This is a genomic window from Variovorax sp. 160MFSha2.1, assembly GCF_048305075.1.
GTDB classification, from domain to species: Bacteria; Pseudomonadota; Gammaproteobacteria; order Burkholderiales; family Burkholderiaceae_C; genus Variovorax; species Variovorax guangxiensis.
In genome coordinates this window covers 4365869-4382942 of record NZ_CP157624.1, presented here as the reverse complement: position 1 = coordinate 4382942, position 17074 = coordinate 4365869, and the positions used below count along the sequence as shown (strand labels likewise).

The 17074-nt window shown below is 66.1% G+C and carries 14 protein-coding genes; 9 read left to right on the top strand and 5 right to left on the bottom strand.

Annotated features, from left to right (window positions below; translation table 11 throughout):
- Positions 1-27: 27 nt before the first annotated feature.
- Positions 28-1254, bottom strand: a complete 1227-nt coding sequence (locus ABL838_RS19850; protein ID WP_126021752.1) for an MFS transporter — start codon at positions 1252-1254, stop codon at positions 28-30.
- Between the two features lie 156 nt (positions 1255-1410).
- Here ABL838_RS19850 and ABL838_RS19845 point away from each other — a divergent pair, with 156 nt between their 5' ends.
- From ABL838_RS19845 to ABL838_RS19820, 6 genes are all read left to right on the top strand, one after another.
- On the top strand, positions 1411-3408 hold the full coding sequence (locus ABL838_RS19845) for a DNA topoisomerase IV subunit B (protein ID WP_418121582.1): 1998 nt from the start codon (positions 1411-1413) through the stop codon (positions 3406-3408).
- A gap of 26 nt (positions 3409-3434) precedes the next feature.
- Entirely contained in the window at positions 3435-4346 is a 912-nt protein-coding gene (locus ABL838_RS19840) for a lytic transglycosylase domain-containing protein (RefSeq protein WP_418121581.1), read from the top strand.
- 24 nt (positions 4347-4370) lie between these two features.
- A complete protein-coding gene (locus ABL838_RS19835; RefSeq protein ID WP_418121580.1) occupies positions 4371-5492 on the top strand; it encodes a Kelch repeat-containing protein in 1122 nt (373 codons plus the stop codon).
- 44 nt (positions 5493-5536) lie between these two features.
- Entirely contained in the window at positions 5537-7933 is a 2397-nt protein-coding gene (gene parC / locus ABL838_RS19830) for a DNA topoisomerase IV subunit A (RefSeq protein WP_418121579.1), read from the top strand.
- 2 nt (positions 7934-7935) lie between these two features.
- Complete coding sequence (locus tag ABL838_RS19825; protein WP_369661636.1) at positions 7936-8127, top strand: hypothetical protein; 192 nt, start codon at positions 7936-7938, stop codon at positions 8125-8127.
- 147 nt (positions 8128-8274) lie between these two features.
- Positions 8275-9372 carry a beta family protein gene (locus ABL838_RS19820; RefSeq protein WP_418121578.1) on the top strand — a complete coding sequence of 366 codons (1098 nt, stop codon included), beginning with the start codon at positions 8275-8277 and terminating at the stop codon, positions 9370-9372.
- On the opposite strand, the gene ABL838_RS19815 is transcribed toward ABL838_RS19820, so the two are convergent.
- Positions 9317-9934, bottom strand: coding sequence for a sce7726 family protein (locus tag ABL838_RS19815; protein ID WP_418121577.1), 618 nt, complete (start codon positions 9932-9934; stop codon positions 9317-9319). The genes ABL838_RS19820 and ABL838_RS19815 overlap by 56 nt on opposite strands.
- Positions 9935-10030: 96 nt before the next feature.
- Positions 10031-11152, bottom strand: coding sequence for an MBL fold metallo-hydrolase (locus tag ABL838_RS19810; protein WP_418121576.1), 1122 nt, complete (start codon positions 11150-11152; stop codon positions 10031-10033).
- Between the two features lie 199 nt (positions 11153-11351).
- Between ABL838_RS19810 and ABL838_RS19805 the strand changes: the two genes are divergently transcribed.
- Both ABL838_RS19805 and ABL838_RS19800 read left to right on the top strand, forming a co-directional pair.
- Positions 11352-12947, top strand: coding sequence for an esterase/lipase family protein (locus ABL838_RS19805; protein WP_369661638.1), 1596 nt, complete (start codon positions 11352-11354; stop codon positions 12945-12947).
- 77 nt (positions 12948-13024) lie between these two features.
- Positions 13025-13561 (top strand): cysteine hydrolase family protein, encoded by a 537-nt coding sequence (locus ABL838_RS19800; RefSeq protein ID WP_418117032.1) that lies wholly within the window; start codon positions 13025-13027, stop codon positions 13559-13561.
- A gap of 51 nt (positions 13562-13612) precedes the next feature.
- On the opposite strand, the gene ABL838_RS19795 is transcribed toward ABL838_RS19800, so the two are convergent.
- Positions 13613-14095 (bottom strand): MarR family winged helix-turn-helix transcriptional regulator, encoded by a 483-nt coding sequence (locus ABL838_RS19795; RefSeq protein ID WP_418117031.1) that lies wholly within the window; start codon positions 14093-14095, stop codon positions 13613-13615.
- Positions 14096-14401: 306 nt separating this feature from the next.
- Here ABL838_RS19795 and ABL838_RS19790 point away from each other — a divergent pair, with 306 nt between their 5' ends.
- Positions 14402-16048 carry a tannase/feruloyl esterase family alpha/beta hydrolase gene (locus tag ABL838_RS19790; RefSeq protein ID WP_418125885.1) on the top strand — a complete coding sequence of 549 codons (1647 nt, stop codon included), beginning with the start codon at positions 14402-14404 and terminating at the stop codon, positions 16046-16048.
- Between the two features lie 187 nt (positions 16049-16235).
- On the opposite strand, the gene ABL838_RS19785 is transcribed toward ABL838_RS19790, so the two are convergent.
- Positions 16236-16982 (bottom strand): metallophosphoesterase family protein, encoded by a 747-nt coding sequence (locus tag ABL838_RS19785; RefSeq protein WP_418121575.1) that lies wholly within the window; start codon positions 16980-16982, stop codon positions 16236-16238.
- Positions 16983-17074 lie beyond the last annotated feature (92 nt).

Genomic DNA, 17074 nt, shown 5'->3' with positions numbered 1-17074 from the left:
CCTGTTTACACGCAAACCGGCTGCGGATCAGCCCGCGGCGCCCACCGGCTGCGGACCGCGCGGAATGGCGCTTTCCTTCACCGGCAGGTTGACCACCGCGGCGAACACGCCCAGCGCGATCGCGATGTACCAGACGATGTCGTAGCTGCCCGTGGTGTCGTACAGGTAGCCCCCGAGCCACACGCCCAGGAAGGAGCCGACCTGGTGGCTCAGGAACACGAAGCCGCTGAGCATCGAAAGATGCGCCACGCCGAAGATGCCCGCCACGATGGCGTTGGTGGCCGGCACCGTGGACAGCCACAGGAAGCCCATCGCCGCGGAGAAGAAGTACACGCTCATCGGCGAGATCGGCGCCATCAGGAAGAGCGCGATCGACACTGCCCGCGCGAAGTAGATGGCCGCCAGGATCTTCCGCTTGGCCAGCTTCTGCCCCAGCAGCCCCACCGTGTAGGTGCCGAACACATTGAACAGGCCGATCAGCGCCAGCGCGTAGCCCGCCACCTCGGCCGGCAGGCTGCGGTCGCGCAGGTAGGTCGGCATGTGGATGCCGATGAAGGCCAGCTGGAAGCCGCAGACGAAGTAGCCCGCCATCAGCAGGCCGAAGCTCGGGTAGCGGAAGGCCTCGCCCACCGCCTGCATCACCGACTGCTCGCGGTGGCCGGCCAGCGCCGCCGTCTTCGGCTCGCGCAGCCCGAAGGCCAGGGGAACGATCACCAGCGCCAGTACCGCCACCACCGCGAGCGCGGTCTGCCAGCCCAGGCTGCCGATCAGCCGGCCCTCGATGGGTGCCATCAGGAACTGCCCGAACGACCCGGCCGCCGCCGCCACGCCCATCGCCCAGGAGCGCCGTTCGGCCGGAATCTGCCGCCCGATCACGCCGTAGATCACCGCGTAGGTGGAGCCCGCCTGCGCCGCGCCGATCAGGATGCCCGCGCTCAGCGTGAAGAGCAGCGGCGTCGGCGAATGCGCCATGCCGAACAGCCCCAGCGCATAGAGGAGCGAGCCGCCGATCAGCACCCGGAACGCGCCGAACCTGTCGGCCAGCATGCCCGCGAACACGCCGAAGATGCCCCATGACAGGTTCTGCACCGCCAGCGCGAACGAGAAGGTCTGCCGGCTCCAGTCCTGCGCCTGCGTGATCGGCTGGAGCCACAGGCCGAAGCCGTGGCGTATGCCCATCGACAGCGTGACGATCATCGCCCCGCAGAAAAGTACTTGCTTGACCGAGAGGGCGGGGGCGGCTGGGGATTGCATGACTTCGAATGTAACTATTCGCCTGCTCCAGCAGGTGGCACGCCGGCCAAAGCCATTGATGATTTATCGGGCGCATTTCGATGCGGTGGACGCATCAAAGCCGCTGCTGTATGGGCATCCAGTTGTTTGAACGGCGACTGACTACAATCCGCCCCCATGGCGACTCCCCCCAAGACTCCCCCCAGCTCATCGTCCGCCTCCTCCGGCTATTCGGAAGGCTCCATCCGCGTGCTCAAGGGCCTCGAGCCCGTCAAGCAGCGCCCGGGCATGTACACCCGCACCGACAACCCGCTGCACATCATCCAGGAAGTGCTCGACAACGCCGCCGACGAGGCGCTCGCGGGCCACGGCAAGAAGATCAAGGTCACGCTGCACACCGACGGCTCGGTCAGTGTTGAAGACGATGGCCGGGGCATCCCCTTCGGCCTGCATCCGGAAGAGAAGGCGCCCGTGGTCGAACTGGTCTACACCCGGCTGCATGCCGGCGGCAAGTTCGACAAGGGCTCGGGCGGCGCCTACAGCTTCTCGGGCGGCCTGCATGGCGTGGGTGTGTCGGTGACCAACGCGCTGTCGAAGCGGCTCGAAGTGGCCACGCACCGCGAGGGCTCGGTCGCGAAGCTGGCCTTCAGCGGCGGCGACGTGATCGAGGCGCTGGAGGTCCGAAAGCTCGAATCCGGCGAGCGCAAGCAGGGCACCACGGTTCGCGCCTGGCCCGACGCCAAGTACTTCGAGACCGCCGCGCTGCCCATGGGCGAACTCACCCACCTGCTGCGCAGCAAGGCCGTGCTGATGCCGGGCGTGAGCGTCACGCTCGTCAACGAGAAGACCAAGGAAACGCAGCAGTGGCTCTACAAGGGCGGCCTGAGCGACTACCTGATGCAGACGCTCAGCAGCGACCCGGTCATTCCGCTGTTCGAAGGCAGCGGCCATGCCGACAAGAACGCCGACAACTTTGCCGAAGGCGAGGGTGCCGACTGGGCCGTCGCCTTCACCGAGGAAGGCCAGCCGGTGCGCGAGAGCTACGTCAACCTGATTCCCACCAGCGCCGGCGGCACGCACGAAAGCGGCCTGCGCGACGGCCTGTTCAATGCGGTGAAGAGCTTCATCGAGTTGCACTCGCTGCTGCCCAAGGGCGTGAAGCTGCTGCCCGAGGACGTGTTCGCGCGCGCTTCGTACGTGCTGAGCGCCAAGGTGCTCGACCCGCAGTTCCAGGGCCAGATCAAGGAGCGCCTGAATTCGCGCGACGCGGTGCGCCTTGTGTCCAGCTTCGTGCGCCCCGCGCTGGAACTGTGGCTCAACCAGCACGTCGACTACGGCCGCAAGCTGGCCGAACTGGCCATCAAGGCGGCCCAGACCCGCCAGCGCGCCGGCCAGAAGGTCGAGAAGCGCAAGGGTTCCGGTGTGGCCGTGTTGCCCGGCAAGCTGACCGATTGCGAGAGCAAGGACACCAGCCACAACGAAGTCTTCCTGGTGGAGGGCGATTCCGCCGGCGGCAGCGCCAAGATGGGCCGCGACAAGGAAAGCCAGGCCATCCTGCCGCTGCGCGGCAAGGTGCTCAACACCTGGGAGGTGGAGCGCGACCGGCTCTTCGCCAACACCGAAATCCACGACATCTCGGTCGCCATCGGCGTCGACCCGCACGGCCCCGGCGATTCGCCCGACCTCAGCGGCCTGCGCTACGGCAAGATCTGCATCCTGAGCGACGCCGACGTGGACGGCTCCCACATCCAGGTGCTGCTGCTCACGCTTTTCTTCCGGCACTTTCCGAAACTCATCGAAGCCGGCCATGTGTATGTCGCGAAGCCGCCATTGTTCCGGGTCGATGCCCCCGCGCGCGGCAAGAAGCCGGCCTCCAAGGTCTATGCTCTGGACGAAGGCGAACTGACCGCCACGCTCGACAAGCTCCGCAAGGACGGCGTGCGCGAAGGCGCCTGGAGCATCAGCCGCTTCAAGGGCCTGGGCGAAATGAGCGCGGAACAATTGTGGGAAACCACGCTCAATCCTGACACCCGGCGCCTGATGCAGGTCCAATTGGGTCGCTTCGATTTCACGTCCACCCAGGGCGAAATCACCAAGCTGATGGGCAAGGGCGAAGCGGCGGCGCGGCGCGAGCTCATGGAGTTGCGCGCCGATGACGTCGATATCGACGTCTGATTTCCCCCTCTCCACCACTACAACGCATGTCGGTTTTCAAGCGCTCGTTGCCATTGGTCGTCCTGCTGCTTTGCATGCAGCAGGCGCCGGCGCACGCCACCGACATCTACGGCTACATCGACAGCAAGGGCAACGCGCACTTCGCCTCCGAGAAGCTCGACGAGCGCTACCAGATCTTCTTCCGCGGCGGCCAGAGCTTCGACACCGCCAACGGCATCGCCCCGCTGGGCCGCGGCGTGGGCAAACTCGACGGCAAGGTGCCGCCGGCCTCGCAGAGCCTGCTGGCGATGTTCGAGGCCTCGCCCAGCTACAAGACCGCCAAGTCGGCGCTGCGCGACGCGGCGAGCAAGCACGCGATCGACTACGAACTGCTGCAGGCACTGGTCGCCACTGAGTCGGGCTTCGATGCGCAGGCCGTTTCGCCCAAGGGCGCGATGGGCCTGATGCAGCTGATGCCGGCCACGGCTCAGCGCTATGGCGTGTCGGCGGACAAGCGCGCGACCATCGAGAAGAAGCTGTTCGACCCGCGCATCAACATCGCCGCCGGCTCGCGCTACTTGCGGGACCTGATCGCGATGTTCCCGGGGCAGATCGAGCTCGCGCTGGCCGCCTACAACGCCGGCGAGGGCGCGGTGCAGCGCGCGGGCAACAAGATCCCGAACTACAAGGAAACGCAGAACTACGTGCAGACTGTGCTGCAGCTGTACGCGTACCTCAAGCCTTCGGTGGCTTCGGGCGGTGGGAGCGGCGCCGTGCGCGGTGGCAAGACGCCGGGGCGCATCCGCATGGAGCTGACCGTGCCGCAGGGCGGCGCGCTCGGCCGCGGCAACATGCCGTCGGATTCGCCGCGCGACATGCCGGCCATGCCCGACATCCCCGAGCCGTCGGCGGTGCCCACGGGCGCGGCCGATGCGCCACCGGGCACGCCGGTGTCCTGATCGACCGGAGGAGGGGAGGAGGCCATGGATCGTCGAAGCTTCGTTCTCGCGACTGCTGCGGGCATGGTGGCGGGCAGCGCACGCGCGCAGCATCCGGCCACGCACGACACGCTGCCGGCCGTGCCTTCCTCGGCCGAGCCCTATGCGCGCCTGCAGGGCGGCGTGCCGCACCACATGACGCCCGAGCAGGAGGCCCAGCGCTTCACCGACAGCCCCGCGCCGCCCGGGCCGCAGGGCCGCTGGGAGCCGCGCGCCGCACTGCCGATTCCGCGCAGCGAGATGGCCTGGGCCACCGCGGCGATGGGGCGCATGCACGTGGTCGGCGGCTACGGCGAAGGCAAGGTCAACCGCGACTACCACCACATCTACGACCCCAAGGCCGACCGCTGGCTCGACGGCGCGCCGCTGCCGCGCGGTGCCAACCACGTTGCGGTGACGGCTGACGGCGGCCGCGTCTACGCGCTGGGCGGTTTCGTCGAGCAGAACCGGCGCTCCGACACCAACGCCTACGTCTACGACATCGCCGCCAACCGCTGGAGCGCCATTGCGCCGCTGCCGCGTCCGCGTGGCGCCGCAGCCGCCGTGATGCTCGACGGCGCGCTGCACCTGATCGGCGGCGCGTCCGAGCCCGCCGCGGAGCGCGCGAGCGTGGGTTGGCACGAGGTCTACGACCCGAAGGCCGACCGCTGGTCGACTCGTAAACCGCTGCCCGGCGCGCGCGACCACGTGGGCTGCGTGTCGCACGGCGGCCGGATCCACGTGATCGGCGGGCGCTTCAACACCTTCGAATACAACACCGACCTGCACCACGTCTACCTGCCCGCGCGCGACACCTGGGAGCTGCGCTCGCCGCTGCCCACCGCGCGCTCGGGCCACGGGCTCGTGGTGTACCGCGGCCGCTTCTTCGCCATGGGCGGGGAGGGCGGCATCCTCGTCGACGGCGTACCGCGCCAGGCGAAGGTGTTCGGCCAGATGGAAAGCTACAACCCCGTCGACGACACCTGGCAGCGACACGCCCCGATGACCACGCCGCGCCACGCCGTGGGTGCGGCCGTCATCGGCGACTGGATCTACGTGGCCGGCGGCGGCGCGGTGCTCGGCGGCGCCGTACAGTCCGCGGTCCACGAGGCCTTTACGCTCGGCTGAACGCGCAGCCAGCAACAACAAAAGTTTTTCTCACCAGCTCTTTCATGGATTCCCAACCTCCGCTCGATCTCCAGGGTCCCACCGACGGCGACACGACCCTGACCCTCGCCGACTACGCCCAGACCGCCTACCTCGAATACGCGCTGAGCGTGGTCAAGGGCCGCGCGCTGCCCGATGTGTCCGACGGCCAGAAGCCGGTGCAGCGCCGCATCCTGTATTCGATGTCGCGCATGGGCCTGGGCTTCGGCGGCACCAACGGCACTGTGGGCGCCAAGCCCGTGAAGAGCGCGCGCGTGGTCGGCGACGTGCTCGGCCGCTTCCACCCGCACAGCGACCAGGCTGCGTACGACGCGCTGGTGCGCATGGCACAAGACTTCTCGCAGCGCTACCCGCTGGTCGACGGCCAGGGCAACTTCGGCAGCCGCGACGGCGACGGCGCCGCCGCCATGCGCTACACCGAAGCGCGCCTGGCGCGCATCACCAGCCTGCTGCTCGACGAGATCGACGAAGGCACGGTCGACTTCATTCCCAACTACGACGGCAGCACCGAAGAACCGCGACTGCTGCCCGCGCGGCTGCCGTTCACGCTGCTCAATGGCGCGAGCGGCATCGCGGTCGGCCTGGCCACCGAGATCCCGAGCCACAACCTGCGCGAGATCGCCGACGCCTGCGTGGCGCTGATCAAGTCGAACGGCAAGCTCAGCGAGGAAGAACTCTTCGCCATCGTGCCCGGCCCCGACTATCCGGGCGGCGCCCAGATCATCAGCAGCCCGGCCGACATCGCCGACGCCTACCGTACCGGCCGCGGCTCGCTCAAGGTGCGCGCGCGCTGGAAGATCGAGGAGCTGGCGCGCGGCCAGTGGCAGCTGGTGGTCAACGAGCTGCCGCCGGGCGTGAGCTCGCAGCGTGTGCTCGAGGAAATCGAGGAAATCACCAACCCCAAGGTCAAGGCCGGCAAGAAGGCGCTGAGTGCGGAGCAGACGCAGCTAAAGGCCTCGATGCTGTCGGTGCTCGACGTGGTGCGCGACGAATCGAGCAAGGACGCCCCCGTGCGCCTGGTGTTCGAGCCCAAGACCTCGCGCATCAGCCAGGAAGAGTTCATCACCACGCTGCTCGCGCAGACCTCGCTGGAAACCTCCTCGCCGATCAACCTCACGATGGTCGGCATCGACGGCAAGCCCACGCAGAAGTCGCTGCGCCAGATGCTCAACGAGTGGATCGCCTTCCGCGAGATCACCGTCGAGAAGCGCTCGCGCTTCCGCCTGGGCAAGGTGCAGGACCGCATCCACATCCTCGAAGGCCGGCAGCTGGTGCTGCTGAACATCGACGAGGTGATCGCGATCATCCGCGCGGCGGAAGACCCGAAGGCGGCGCTGATCGCTCGCTTCAATCTCAGCGAACGCCAGGCCGAGGACATCCTCGAAATCCGGCTGCGCCAGCTCGCGCGGCTCGAGGCCATCAAGATCGAACAGGAGCTGGCCGGCCTGCGCGACGAGCAGAAGAAGCTCGAAGACATCCTCGCCAGCCCCGCCGCGCTGCGCCGCCTGCTGGTGAAGGAAATCGAAGCCGACGCCAAGACCTTCGAAGACCCGCGGCGCACGCTGATCCAGGCCGAGAAGCGCGCCGTGGCCGAGGTGAAGGTCGTCGACGAGCCCGTCACCGTGATCGTGTCGCAGAAGGGCTGGGTCCGTGCGCAGAAGGGCTGGGCCAGCGAGAAGGCGGCCGGCGCTGCCAACGGCTCGGTGCCCGAGTACAGCTTCAAGTCGGGCGACTCGCTCTACGGCGCCTTCGAATGCCGCAGCGTCGACACGCTGCTGGTCTTCGGCAGCGCCAAGGACAAGAGCGTGCGCGTCTACACCGTGTCCGTGGCCTCGCTGCCGGGCGGTCGCGGCGACGGCCAGCCCGTCACCACGCTCATCGACCTGGATGCCGGCACGCACGTCACGCACTTCTTCGCGGGCCCGGTCGGCGCGAGCCTGCTGCTGGCCAACACCGGCGGCTACGGCTTCATCGCCACGGTCGAGAACATGATGTCGCGCCAGCGCGGCGGCAAGGCCTTCGTCGACGTGGGCGAGGGCGAGCAGCTGTGCCGCCCCTCGCTGGTGGGCGGCGCGAGCGGCGCCGAGCCGATGCCGGCCGCCACGCACGTGGCCTGTGCCTCGACGGGCGGGCGCATCCTGACCTTCGATATCGCCGAACTCAAGAGCCTGCCCAAGGGCGGCCGCGGCCTCACGCTGATCGACCTCGAGCCCAAGGACACCCTGGCAGGTGCGGCCGCCTACACGCGCAGCGTGAAGATCGAAGGCATCGGCCGCGGCGGGAAGGAGCGCGAGGAAACGCTGGAGATCCGCACGCTCAACAACGCACGCGGCAGCCGCGCACGCAAGGGCAAGGCGGCCGACCTGGGCTTCAAGCCGACCAGCATCGTGCGGGTGCAATAGCCATGGGCGGCATCGACATCAGCGTCATCGGCGTCTTCATCGCCGTGGTCACCGGCATCGGCAGCTACGTGCTGGGCCGGCGCATGCGCGAGAAGCGCATGCTGAAGAAGCGCGAGAAGGACCGCATCGCCTCGCAGGCCAACGAGACGCGCCAAGTGCGGCGCGCCCGCGAGCGCAAGGAGCGCGGTGGCTGAAGCTCGCTGTTCAGAGTGATCGGTGAATAGAGAATCGCATCGCAATCTTTCCACGAAGTGCTATTTGCGAGACTGAACGCCATACTTCCCTTTTTGAATATTTTTCTCTCTAAGATTGGTCCGCCAATTTCGGCAAGGGAGAAGAAAATGTTCGATCACAATCACTACGTGCCTGTGCTTAAGTGGCGCATGGGTGAATACCAGGCTCTCATGCGGCTGGGAGAGCTCGTCAAGGACTGGGTTACGCCTCTTTTCGAAATACCAACCGAAGGATGGAATTTCGAAACGGAAGCCCCTCTGCGCTCGCTCGACGATCATTTGGCGGGCTTTGGGGAAAAGCTGTTCTCCAAATGGGGCACCCGGACCTGTTTTATCGACAGTCCCTATCTGGATGGTGCAAGCGTACTTTCGACGGGGGTGCATCATATGCAGCACATCTTCCTGCAGGCAAAGCAGGCTGGCTGTTCGGCGATTCCCGTGATTGGCCTGCAAAGGCATCCCGCTTATCTGGGGGCTGTCCAATTCATCGTTGGCTCGACGCAAAACGGAGTCTGCGTCCGACTGGAACGGGATGATTTCGGACCAGGGCTTCAATCAACTCTTCAGTCACTGATTCAGGCTCTCGCCATCCCGGTCCGCTACGTTGACCTTGTCGTCGACCTTGAGGCCTCAATTTCTGAGGTCCTGCCAATTCAGGTATCGACGTGGTCGACCTGTCTTTCGCAGGTTTCAGTGACGCCCTGGCGCACTCTCACCTTGGTCGGTACGTCATTTCCTGGAGCACTCGGTGCCGATCAATATCGCCCGCATGGACGGACTCCCAGAAGCGAATGGCTCGCATACAAGGAGCTTGTTCGGCAACTCGCAGCTTCCGCGAGAAAGCCCACTTTTGGAGACTACGCCACATCGAGTCCGAATACGGGAGAACTCGATCCGCGCATGGTAGATCCGAATGCCAAGATCAAATACACATTGAGCGATGAATGGATCGTGCACGTGGGGAAGCAGGTCAAGCGCTTCGGAAGAGGGCAATATCAAGCCATGTGCCAAGGCATCATCAATGCAAATCCCCCGTATTTCACGGGGCCTGGCTATTCATGGGGAGATGCCTACATTCATGGCTGCGCGCTAGGTTCGGAGGGAACGGGTGGCCCTTCGACCTGGCCCTCGGTTGCCACAAACCATCACGTTACGAAGGCTGTTCGGGACGTCGCCAGTTTTCACGGGACTTCAGCGCCTCCCTGATTTTTCGCCGGACGTCGCCTGGTTGAAAGGAATCAATCAGCAAGCGATACAGACCGGCGCGATTCAGGCTCATTTCCTTTGAGGTGGCGCCATTTGCCTTCAGTACCTCGACCACTTCGTGTCTCCACATCAGATGTGCCATGTGAAAGAGCGAAGGGTCGGGGTTGTTGCGCAATCTCCGATGCGTCTCAAGCTTCAAGACACCTTTGCTGCCCATATGAACGACCTTGATTCCCCACCATGACGGGATCAAGGCCTGAGCTTCCGACAAATGTGCAGTGCCCACGACAAGGGTGGCTCTGTCGAGCGCGCGGGAATAGGCTTCGACCTGTCTGGGTAATCTTGAAAGGTTGTCTGCGTCGCTCTTCAGTTCGAACCCGTGCAAGTAACCATTCACGACCGCAATGTCGACACGGCATGCGCCATGTTCCAGGCCGAGTTCCTGAACGATTCGGGCATTCGCATCGTTGGCATGATCGGCCAGCACGGTTCTCAGCACGAGCGACCGCACGTCGCGATCACGGGTCTTCGCTGGCTTGATCGGTGAGAGGGGGGCGGGCATGGCGGCCGAACTATAGAGCATCGCACTCTCGGTTTGCTCTTGCGGCAGAACCTCTGTGGAGGTAGCCGCGACGGCCGCATTCGCGGTGAATCGCTGCTATCGCAGGCCGACCCACCACCGCGTGTTGATCCGCGCCGCTCCCACCGTCACCACTTCGCCGATCACCGGCGTGGCCAGCTCGATCTTCCTGGCCTCCGTAAGGGCTGCGATGCGGTCCAGCGGGTCGTGCCAGTTGTGGAAGGCGAGGTCGAAGGTGCTGTTGTGCACCGAGAAGAACACCTTGCCGCGCAGGTCCTCGAAGGCCTTCACGCTCTGCTCGGGCGTCATGTGCACGGCGGGCCACATGCTGTCGTAGGCGCCGTTTTCCATCAGCGCGATGTCGAAGCCGCCGAAGCGCTCGCCGATCTGCTTGAAGCCCGGGAAGTAGCCCGAGTCGCCGCTGTAGAAGATGCGCTGGTCGCCGCTTTGCACCACCCACGAGGCCCACAGCGTGCGGTCGCGGTCGCCGAGCGTGCGGCCCGAGAAGTGCTGGGCGGGCGTGGCGGTGAGCTTCACGCCGTCGTGTTCGGCCGACTGCCACCAGTCGAGCTCGGTCACGCGATCGGCCGGCACGCCCATTGCCAGCAGCCGGGAGCGCACGCCCAGCGGCACGAAGTAGCGCTTCACGTCCTTGGCGAGGTATTCGATGGTCGCCACGTCGAGGTGGTCATAGTGGTCGTGCGAGAGGATCACGCCTTCGATGGGCGGCAGGTCCTCCAGCGCAATCGGCGTCTTGTGGAAGCGCTTCGGCCCGGCCCATTGCACGGGCGAGGCGCGGTCGCTGAACACCGGGTCGATCAGCCAGTACTTGTCGCGCAGCTTCAGCAGGTGCGACGAATGGCCTAGGCGCACCACGTGGTTGGTCTTCGTGTCGAGCGCGTCGAGGGTGGTCTTGTCCAGCGGCTTCACGGGGATGGGATCGACCGGCACCGTGTCGACCTTGCTGCCCACGATGAAGCGCGACCAGATGCGCCATGCGCTGGCCTGCGCGGGCAGGTCGGGGTTGGCCATGTTGTGGAAGCCGCCGTCCTTGAATTGCGGCGAATTCTCGTAGCGCGTCTCGCCGCCGCCAGCGGCGCTGCAGCCCGCCACGAAGGCGCAGCCGGCTGCGGCGAGCGCGGTGCCGCGGCGCAGGAGTTGGGGCAGGTAGGAGCCTTGCGAGCCGGGGTCTTCAGCCATGGGAGAGCCTTCTGGATTGTGTTTGTGGGATGGATGGAGACTATCGAAGGCGCGTGTTTCAATGGTTTCAGCGATAGAAACATTCGGGCAGAAGGGGCATTCGGGGCTCTATGCCATGCGCCGTATGGCGGGCGCGGCGCGAGCCCGGCACACTGCCGGACTTCATCGGTTTCACCGGAGTTGAGGAGGCTGAAGATCCATGAGCACCAACCGCTATCCCATCATCTACGTGCGCGGCTACGCCATGACCGAGTCGGAGCGCGACGAGACCGCGGCCGATCCGTTCTGCGGCTTCAACATCGGCTCTACCGTGTATCGCGCCACCGTGAAGAAGGAAGCGCCGGCGCAAAAGTTCGTATTCGAATCGCCGATGGTGCGGCTGCTGGCCGACTTCCAGTACCAGAGCGTCTACCAGAACGGCCTGGACATCCTCGACCCCGACTGGAAGCCTTCGCCCGACGCGAACGGCAACGACGTTGACGGCATTCCCTCGGCCTCGGTCATCATCTACCGCTACTACGACTCGGGCTCCGAACTGCTGGGCGACGGCAAGGCGAAGGACGTCAAGATCTACGCGCAGGGCCTGAGCCAGCTCATCTTGCGCGTGCGTGACCTAGTGGTGCAGCGCGAGGGCCCCTCGGGCTTCGCGCCCGACGACTTCCGCTGCTACCTCGTCGCGCATTCCATGGGCGGGCTGGTGGTTCGCGCCTTCCTGCAGAACCCCGCGCTCGGCGACGCGGCCGCGCGCGCATGCGTCGACAAGGTGTTCACCTACGCCACGCCGCACAACGGCATCGACATGGGCGGCATCAACGTGCCGGCCTGGCTCACGCTGAACGAGATGAACACCTTCAACCGCGAGAAGATGTCCGAGTTCCTGGCTACTGCGCCGGTCAACGGCCGCATGGACTACCTGCCTGCGGCGGCCTTTCCGCCCGAGCGCTTCTTCTGCATGGTCGGCACGAACCGCGGCGACTACGAGACCGCCAAGGGCCTCTCGCGCATGTTCGCGGGCCACGGCAGCGACGGGCTCGTGCGCATCGAGAACGCATCGCTCTGGGCCGTCGACGACGCCGGCAAGACGCAGCCGGTGGCCACTGCCTACACCTACCGCTCGCACTCGGGCTACTTCGGCATCGTCAATTCCGAGGAGGCCTACCAGAACCTCACGCGCTTCCTGTTCGGCGATGTGCGCGTCGACCTGTGGTTCGACGTCGACGGCGTCACGCTGCCGCCCGACCTGCCAAAGGACGCCGACGTCGATGCGCTCTACCAGGTCGAACTGCTGGCCGCGCCTCGAGGCAAGCGCTGGTACCTGAGCCGCCGCATTGCCGAGGAAGACTCGCCCGCCTGCCGCACGCACAAGGAGCTCACCGACCCAGCCAAGGCCGACCGCCGCTCCATCTACCTCTCGACCGTGTTCCTCGCCAACCGGGCCCGCGTGAAGCAGGACAGGCCCACGCTGGCCTACGCGATGACGCTGGGCGTGCGCGTACCCGACTACCAGGTCAACAACAAGTTCTGGCTCGACGGCCACTACGAAGGCAGCTCGCTCTTTCGCGACACGCTGATCATCGAGATCGCGCCGCCCCAGCCCGACGACGCGGCGCAGAACTGGAACGTCAAGTACGGCTGGCAGACCGACACCGCCGGTCGCGCCTCGCTGCCCATGAGCCCCAAGCAGCTCGCGAGCGGCAAGCTGCAGTTCGTGGTGCCGCTGTCGAGCCTTGGAGCGGCGCCTGCCGCGCCCGGCATTAGCGGCAAGGTGCGGCTGGAAGTGAGCGCCTGGGAATAACGCGTTCGGCAGCAGGGCGCCGGTCAGGCGGGGCCGGGCACAATCGCGCGGTCAAGAACCCGCCGATTCCGCAGCCCATGAAAACTGCCGTTCTCGTCATCGATGTCCAGCGTGGCCTTTGCGACGACCCGCCGCGCCCCCATGAGGCCCACGAGGTGATGCAGCGCATCAACGCGCTCACCGAACGCGCCCGCGCTGCCGGCGTGCCGGTGGCCTTCATCCAGCACGAGAACGCGATCGACCTCGAATTCGACTCGGAGCGCTGGCAGCTCGCGAGCGCGTTGAACACCGACTCGCGCGACGCGCGCATCCGCAAGACCACGCCCGACTCCTTCCTGCGCACGCCGCTGGAAGCCTGGCTCTCCGGGCACGGCGTGAAACGCGTGGTGGTCTGCGGCTACTCGTCGGAGTTCTGCGTCGACACCACGGTGCGCCGCGCCGCCGCGCTGGGCTACCACGTGGTGCTCGCGGCTGATGCGCACACTTCGCACGACAAGCCGCACGCCACGGGCGCGAAGATCCGCGAGCATCACAACGCCACGCTGTCGGACATCACGAGCTTCGGCGTGCCGATCCGCGCAATCGCCAGCGCGGAAGTCGCGTTCGGCGACTGAAGAACACAGCCTGCACGAAGCGCACGGGGCACGTGCGCGTTGCCTGAACGCTCACGCGCTGCGTGACACGGCAACCTTGTGCAGCAGCTCGATCAGGATCATTTGCTCGCCCTTGGAGAGGTTGCCGAGCGCCAGCTGCTCGCCTTCGATGACCGACCGCGTCGCGCTGCTCGCAAGGGTGGCGCCGGTCGGGGTGGTGCGAAGGTGCTGGGCCCTGCGGTCCGTGGCGTGCGGCGTGCGGCGGATCAACTCTCGCCTCTCCAGCCGTTCGAGCCATGCCGCGATGTTGGGCGCCGTGACCGCGAGTGCCTTCGCCAGGCGGGCGGCCGACACGTCGGGGTTTTCGTGGATCAGGCACAGCACCGTGAACTCGACCGGGCGCAGGTCGAAAGGCGTTCCCACTCGCTCGGCGAACACAGCGCCGGTGACGATCGTCGCCTGTGCGAGCTGATAGCCGAGCACGTGATGCAAAGACGCCTCGACCAGCCGGCCGGCGGGTGTGGCATCTACCGGATTGCTTCTGTTCTTGGGCATTCCGGGCATTGTCGTTCTCCCTCAGGTGATTCACTGCCTGATCTAACTGGATCGGGGTGGCGTCTTGGGAGTGAAAACTGCTTAATGGAAAACCATAACTGGTTATCTTTGATAGTTAAGTAGATTAACTATAGGCGTCGCGTCCAGGCGTCGAAGGAGACATTCTTGAAGACCCCCGCATCCCTGATCTTTGTCGCTTCATTGCTGACCGCCTGCGGCGGCGGAAGTGGTGGTGGCGGCTTCGTCGGCGCGTTCCCGACGACCGGCACTTCGACAGTCACCCCGCCTGCCGGCAATGGCAATCCCGTGACGCCTCCTCCCGACAATCCGGCGCCGCCCGTCGAGACGCTGCCGGTGCTCGGCGCGGCCACCGGCGCGACGCTCGGCGATTGCGCCTCGCTCGCCGGCTTCACCTTTGCCAACACGACCATCTCCGCAGCCAATTCGATCGCAGCCGGCACCTTGAGCGTCGCGGGCAAGCCGGTGGGGGCGCATTGCCAGGTGCGCGGATCGATGTATCAGCGCACGAGCCCGGTCGATGGCCAGAGCTATGCGATCGGCTTCGAGATGCGTTTGCCGGTGAACTGGAACGGGCGGTATTTCTATCAAGCCAACGGAGGGCTCGACGGCAGCATCGGCACCGCCACGGGGCCGGTCGGCGGAGGCGGCGTACTGGACAACGCGCTGAACAAGGGCTTCGCCGTGATCAGCTCCGACGCGGGGCACGCGGCGCCCACGCCGTTCTTCGGCATCGATCCGCAGGCCCGCCTCGACTACGGCTACCAGGCGGTCGGCAAGCTCACGCCGATGGCGAAGGCGTTGATCGCATCGGCCTACGGAAAGGGTCCGGACCGCTCCTACATCGGCGGCTGCTCCAACGGCGGGCGCCACACCATGGTCGCCATGTCGCGCTATGCGGACGACTACGACGGCTTCCTGGTGGGCGACCCCGGCTTCCGGCTCCCCCTTGCCGCCTCAGCCAACATCGTCGGCGCCCAGAACTACAACGCCCTGGCAACCACCCCGGGCGATCCGGGCACGGGCTTCACGCTCGCCGAACGCACCCTGGTCTCCAATGCAGTCCTGGCCAAGTGCGATGCCCTCGACGGCACGACCGACGGCCTCGTGCAGGACACCGGCGCATGCCAGGCGGCCTTCTCCATCGACCGCGACGTTCCCACCTGCAGCGGCTCCCGCGATGGCACATGCCTCTCTGCAGACCAGAAGCTTCGCATCGGGCAGCTCTTCGCGGGTGCGCTCGACGGCGGCGGAAAGAAGATCTATGCGAGCTTTCCCTTCGATGCAGGCCTGAACACCACCGGCTGGTCATCGTGGAAGTTCTCGAATTCATTGAACCTCGACTCGGGCGCGGTCGCCTTCGTCTGGCAGGTGCCGCCCGAGAACCCGTCCGGCTTCAACGGCCCCAACTTCACGCTCACGGCCAACATCGATTCGATCCTCTCCAAGATCACCGCGACCGACGGGCTCTACACCGAGAACTCTCTTTCGTTCATGACGCCGCCGAACCCCACCGATCTGAGCCGCCTGAAGAAGCGCGGCGCCAAGGTCATGGCCTACCACGGGACGAGCGACCCCATCTTCTCGAGCGACGACACGCAGCACTGGTATGACCAGCTGGCCGCGGCCAACGGCGGCGATGCGTCCAACTTCGCACGCTTCTATCGGGTGCCCGGAATGAACCACTGCGCCGGCGGCCCGACCACCGACCAGTTCGACATGCTCGCGCCGCTCGTCAACTGGGTGGAGAAGGGCGAGGCCGCCGATTCCGTCGTCGCTTCGGCGCGCGGTGCAGGCAACGTGGGTGGCGTGAACGGGGATGTGCCTGCGGCCTGGTCGCCAACCCGCACACGGCCCCTCTGCGCCTACCCGAAGGTTGCGCGCTACAAGGGCACGGGCGACATCGAGAAGGCCGAGAATTTCAGCTGCCAATGAAAGGCTTCGCGGCTGGTAGCACTCGGCCCGTGAGCGAACTGCGTGGCTGTACTGCGCCCGTCGCGCCGAATGAGGCGTGATCGGGTCTGGCAGCCCGAAGCAACCTCTGCGACGCAATCGACCCGCTTCGGCGGGTTTTTCTTTGCCCGCCGAGTCGGCATGTATTCCGCGCTTAGCGTCAACGGCCTCAGGGCATCCGGCCAGTGGCGAGTGCGCCGGCCCAGTCCGGCCTGCCATTGGTCATCGCGAGCGCCGCCATGCTCGCGTGGTCGTAGGGCACCGAGATCAGCGTCGCAGCCCAGCTTTCGTTCGCCAGCCGCTCGACGATGGCATAGCGCGCATCGGGCGAGCCCGTCTCGACGACGTGCGGATGCGGGTGGATGTCGTCATAAGCCTGCAGCCCGACGCTGCCCGGATTGACGATCAACTGCCCGCCAGAAGCGCGAACCACGCGCGGCACATGCGTGTGCCCGCAGGCGACGAGCCGCACTTGCGCATCGACCGTGCCGAGCCTCGCATCGATCTCGGGCATCGTGGCAGGTCGAAGCAGCGTTGGCTCGACCGTCTCCAGGAAGTAGTGCAGGTCGCTGTCCGGCGTGCCGTGGCACAGCAGCACGTCGGGGTTCAGTCGCAGGCTGTGTTCGAGCGAAGCCATCCAAGCGAACTCCTGAGAGCCTAGTCGCGCGTGCGCGAACTCGTCGGACGCGCCGCGTTTGCCGGCAGGAAGGGTGAGCACCTGGCGCTCGTGGTTGCCCGCGAGATGAATCCAGTCCTGCGCCATCAGGAAACGTGCGGTTTCCAGCGGCATCAGCGGGCCGGAGAGGCTGTCGCCGAGGTTGACGACGGTATCGACGCTGCGGCGGCCGATGTCCTCGACGACGGCTTCGAGTGCGGGAAGGTTTCCGTGGATGTCCGAGACGATGGCGATGCGCATGCGCCGATTCTGGCGGAATCGCGAGCGAGTTCGTCTCCACGAACACCATGCGGAGCCACACGGCCCTGAGCCAGTTGCATGGCTATACTGCG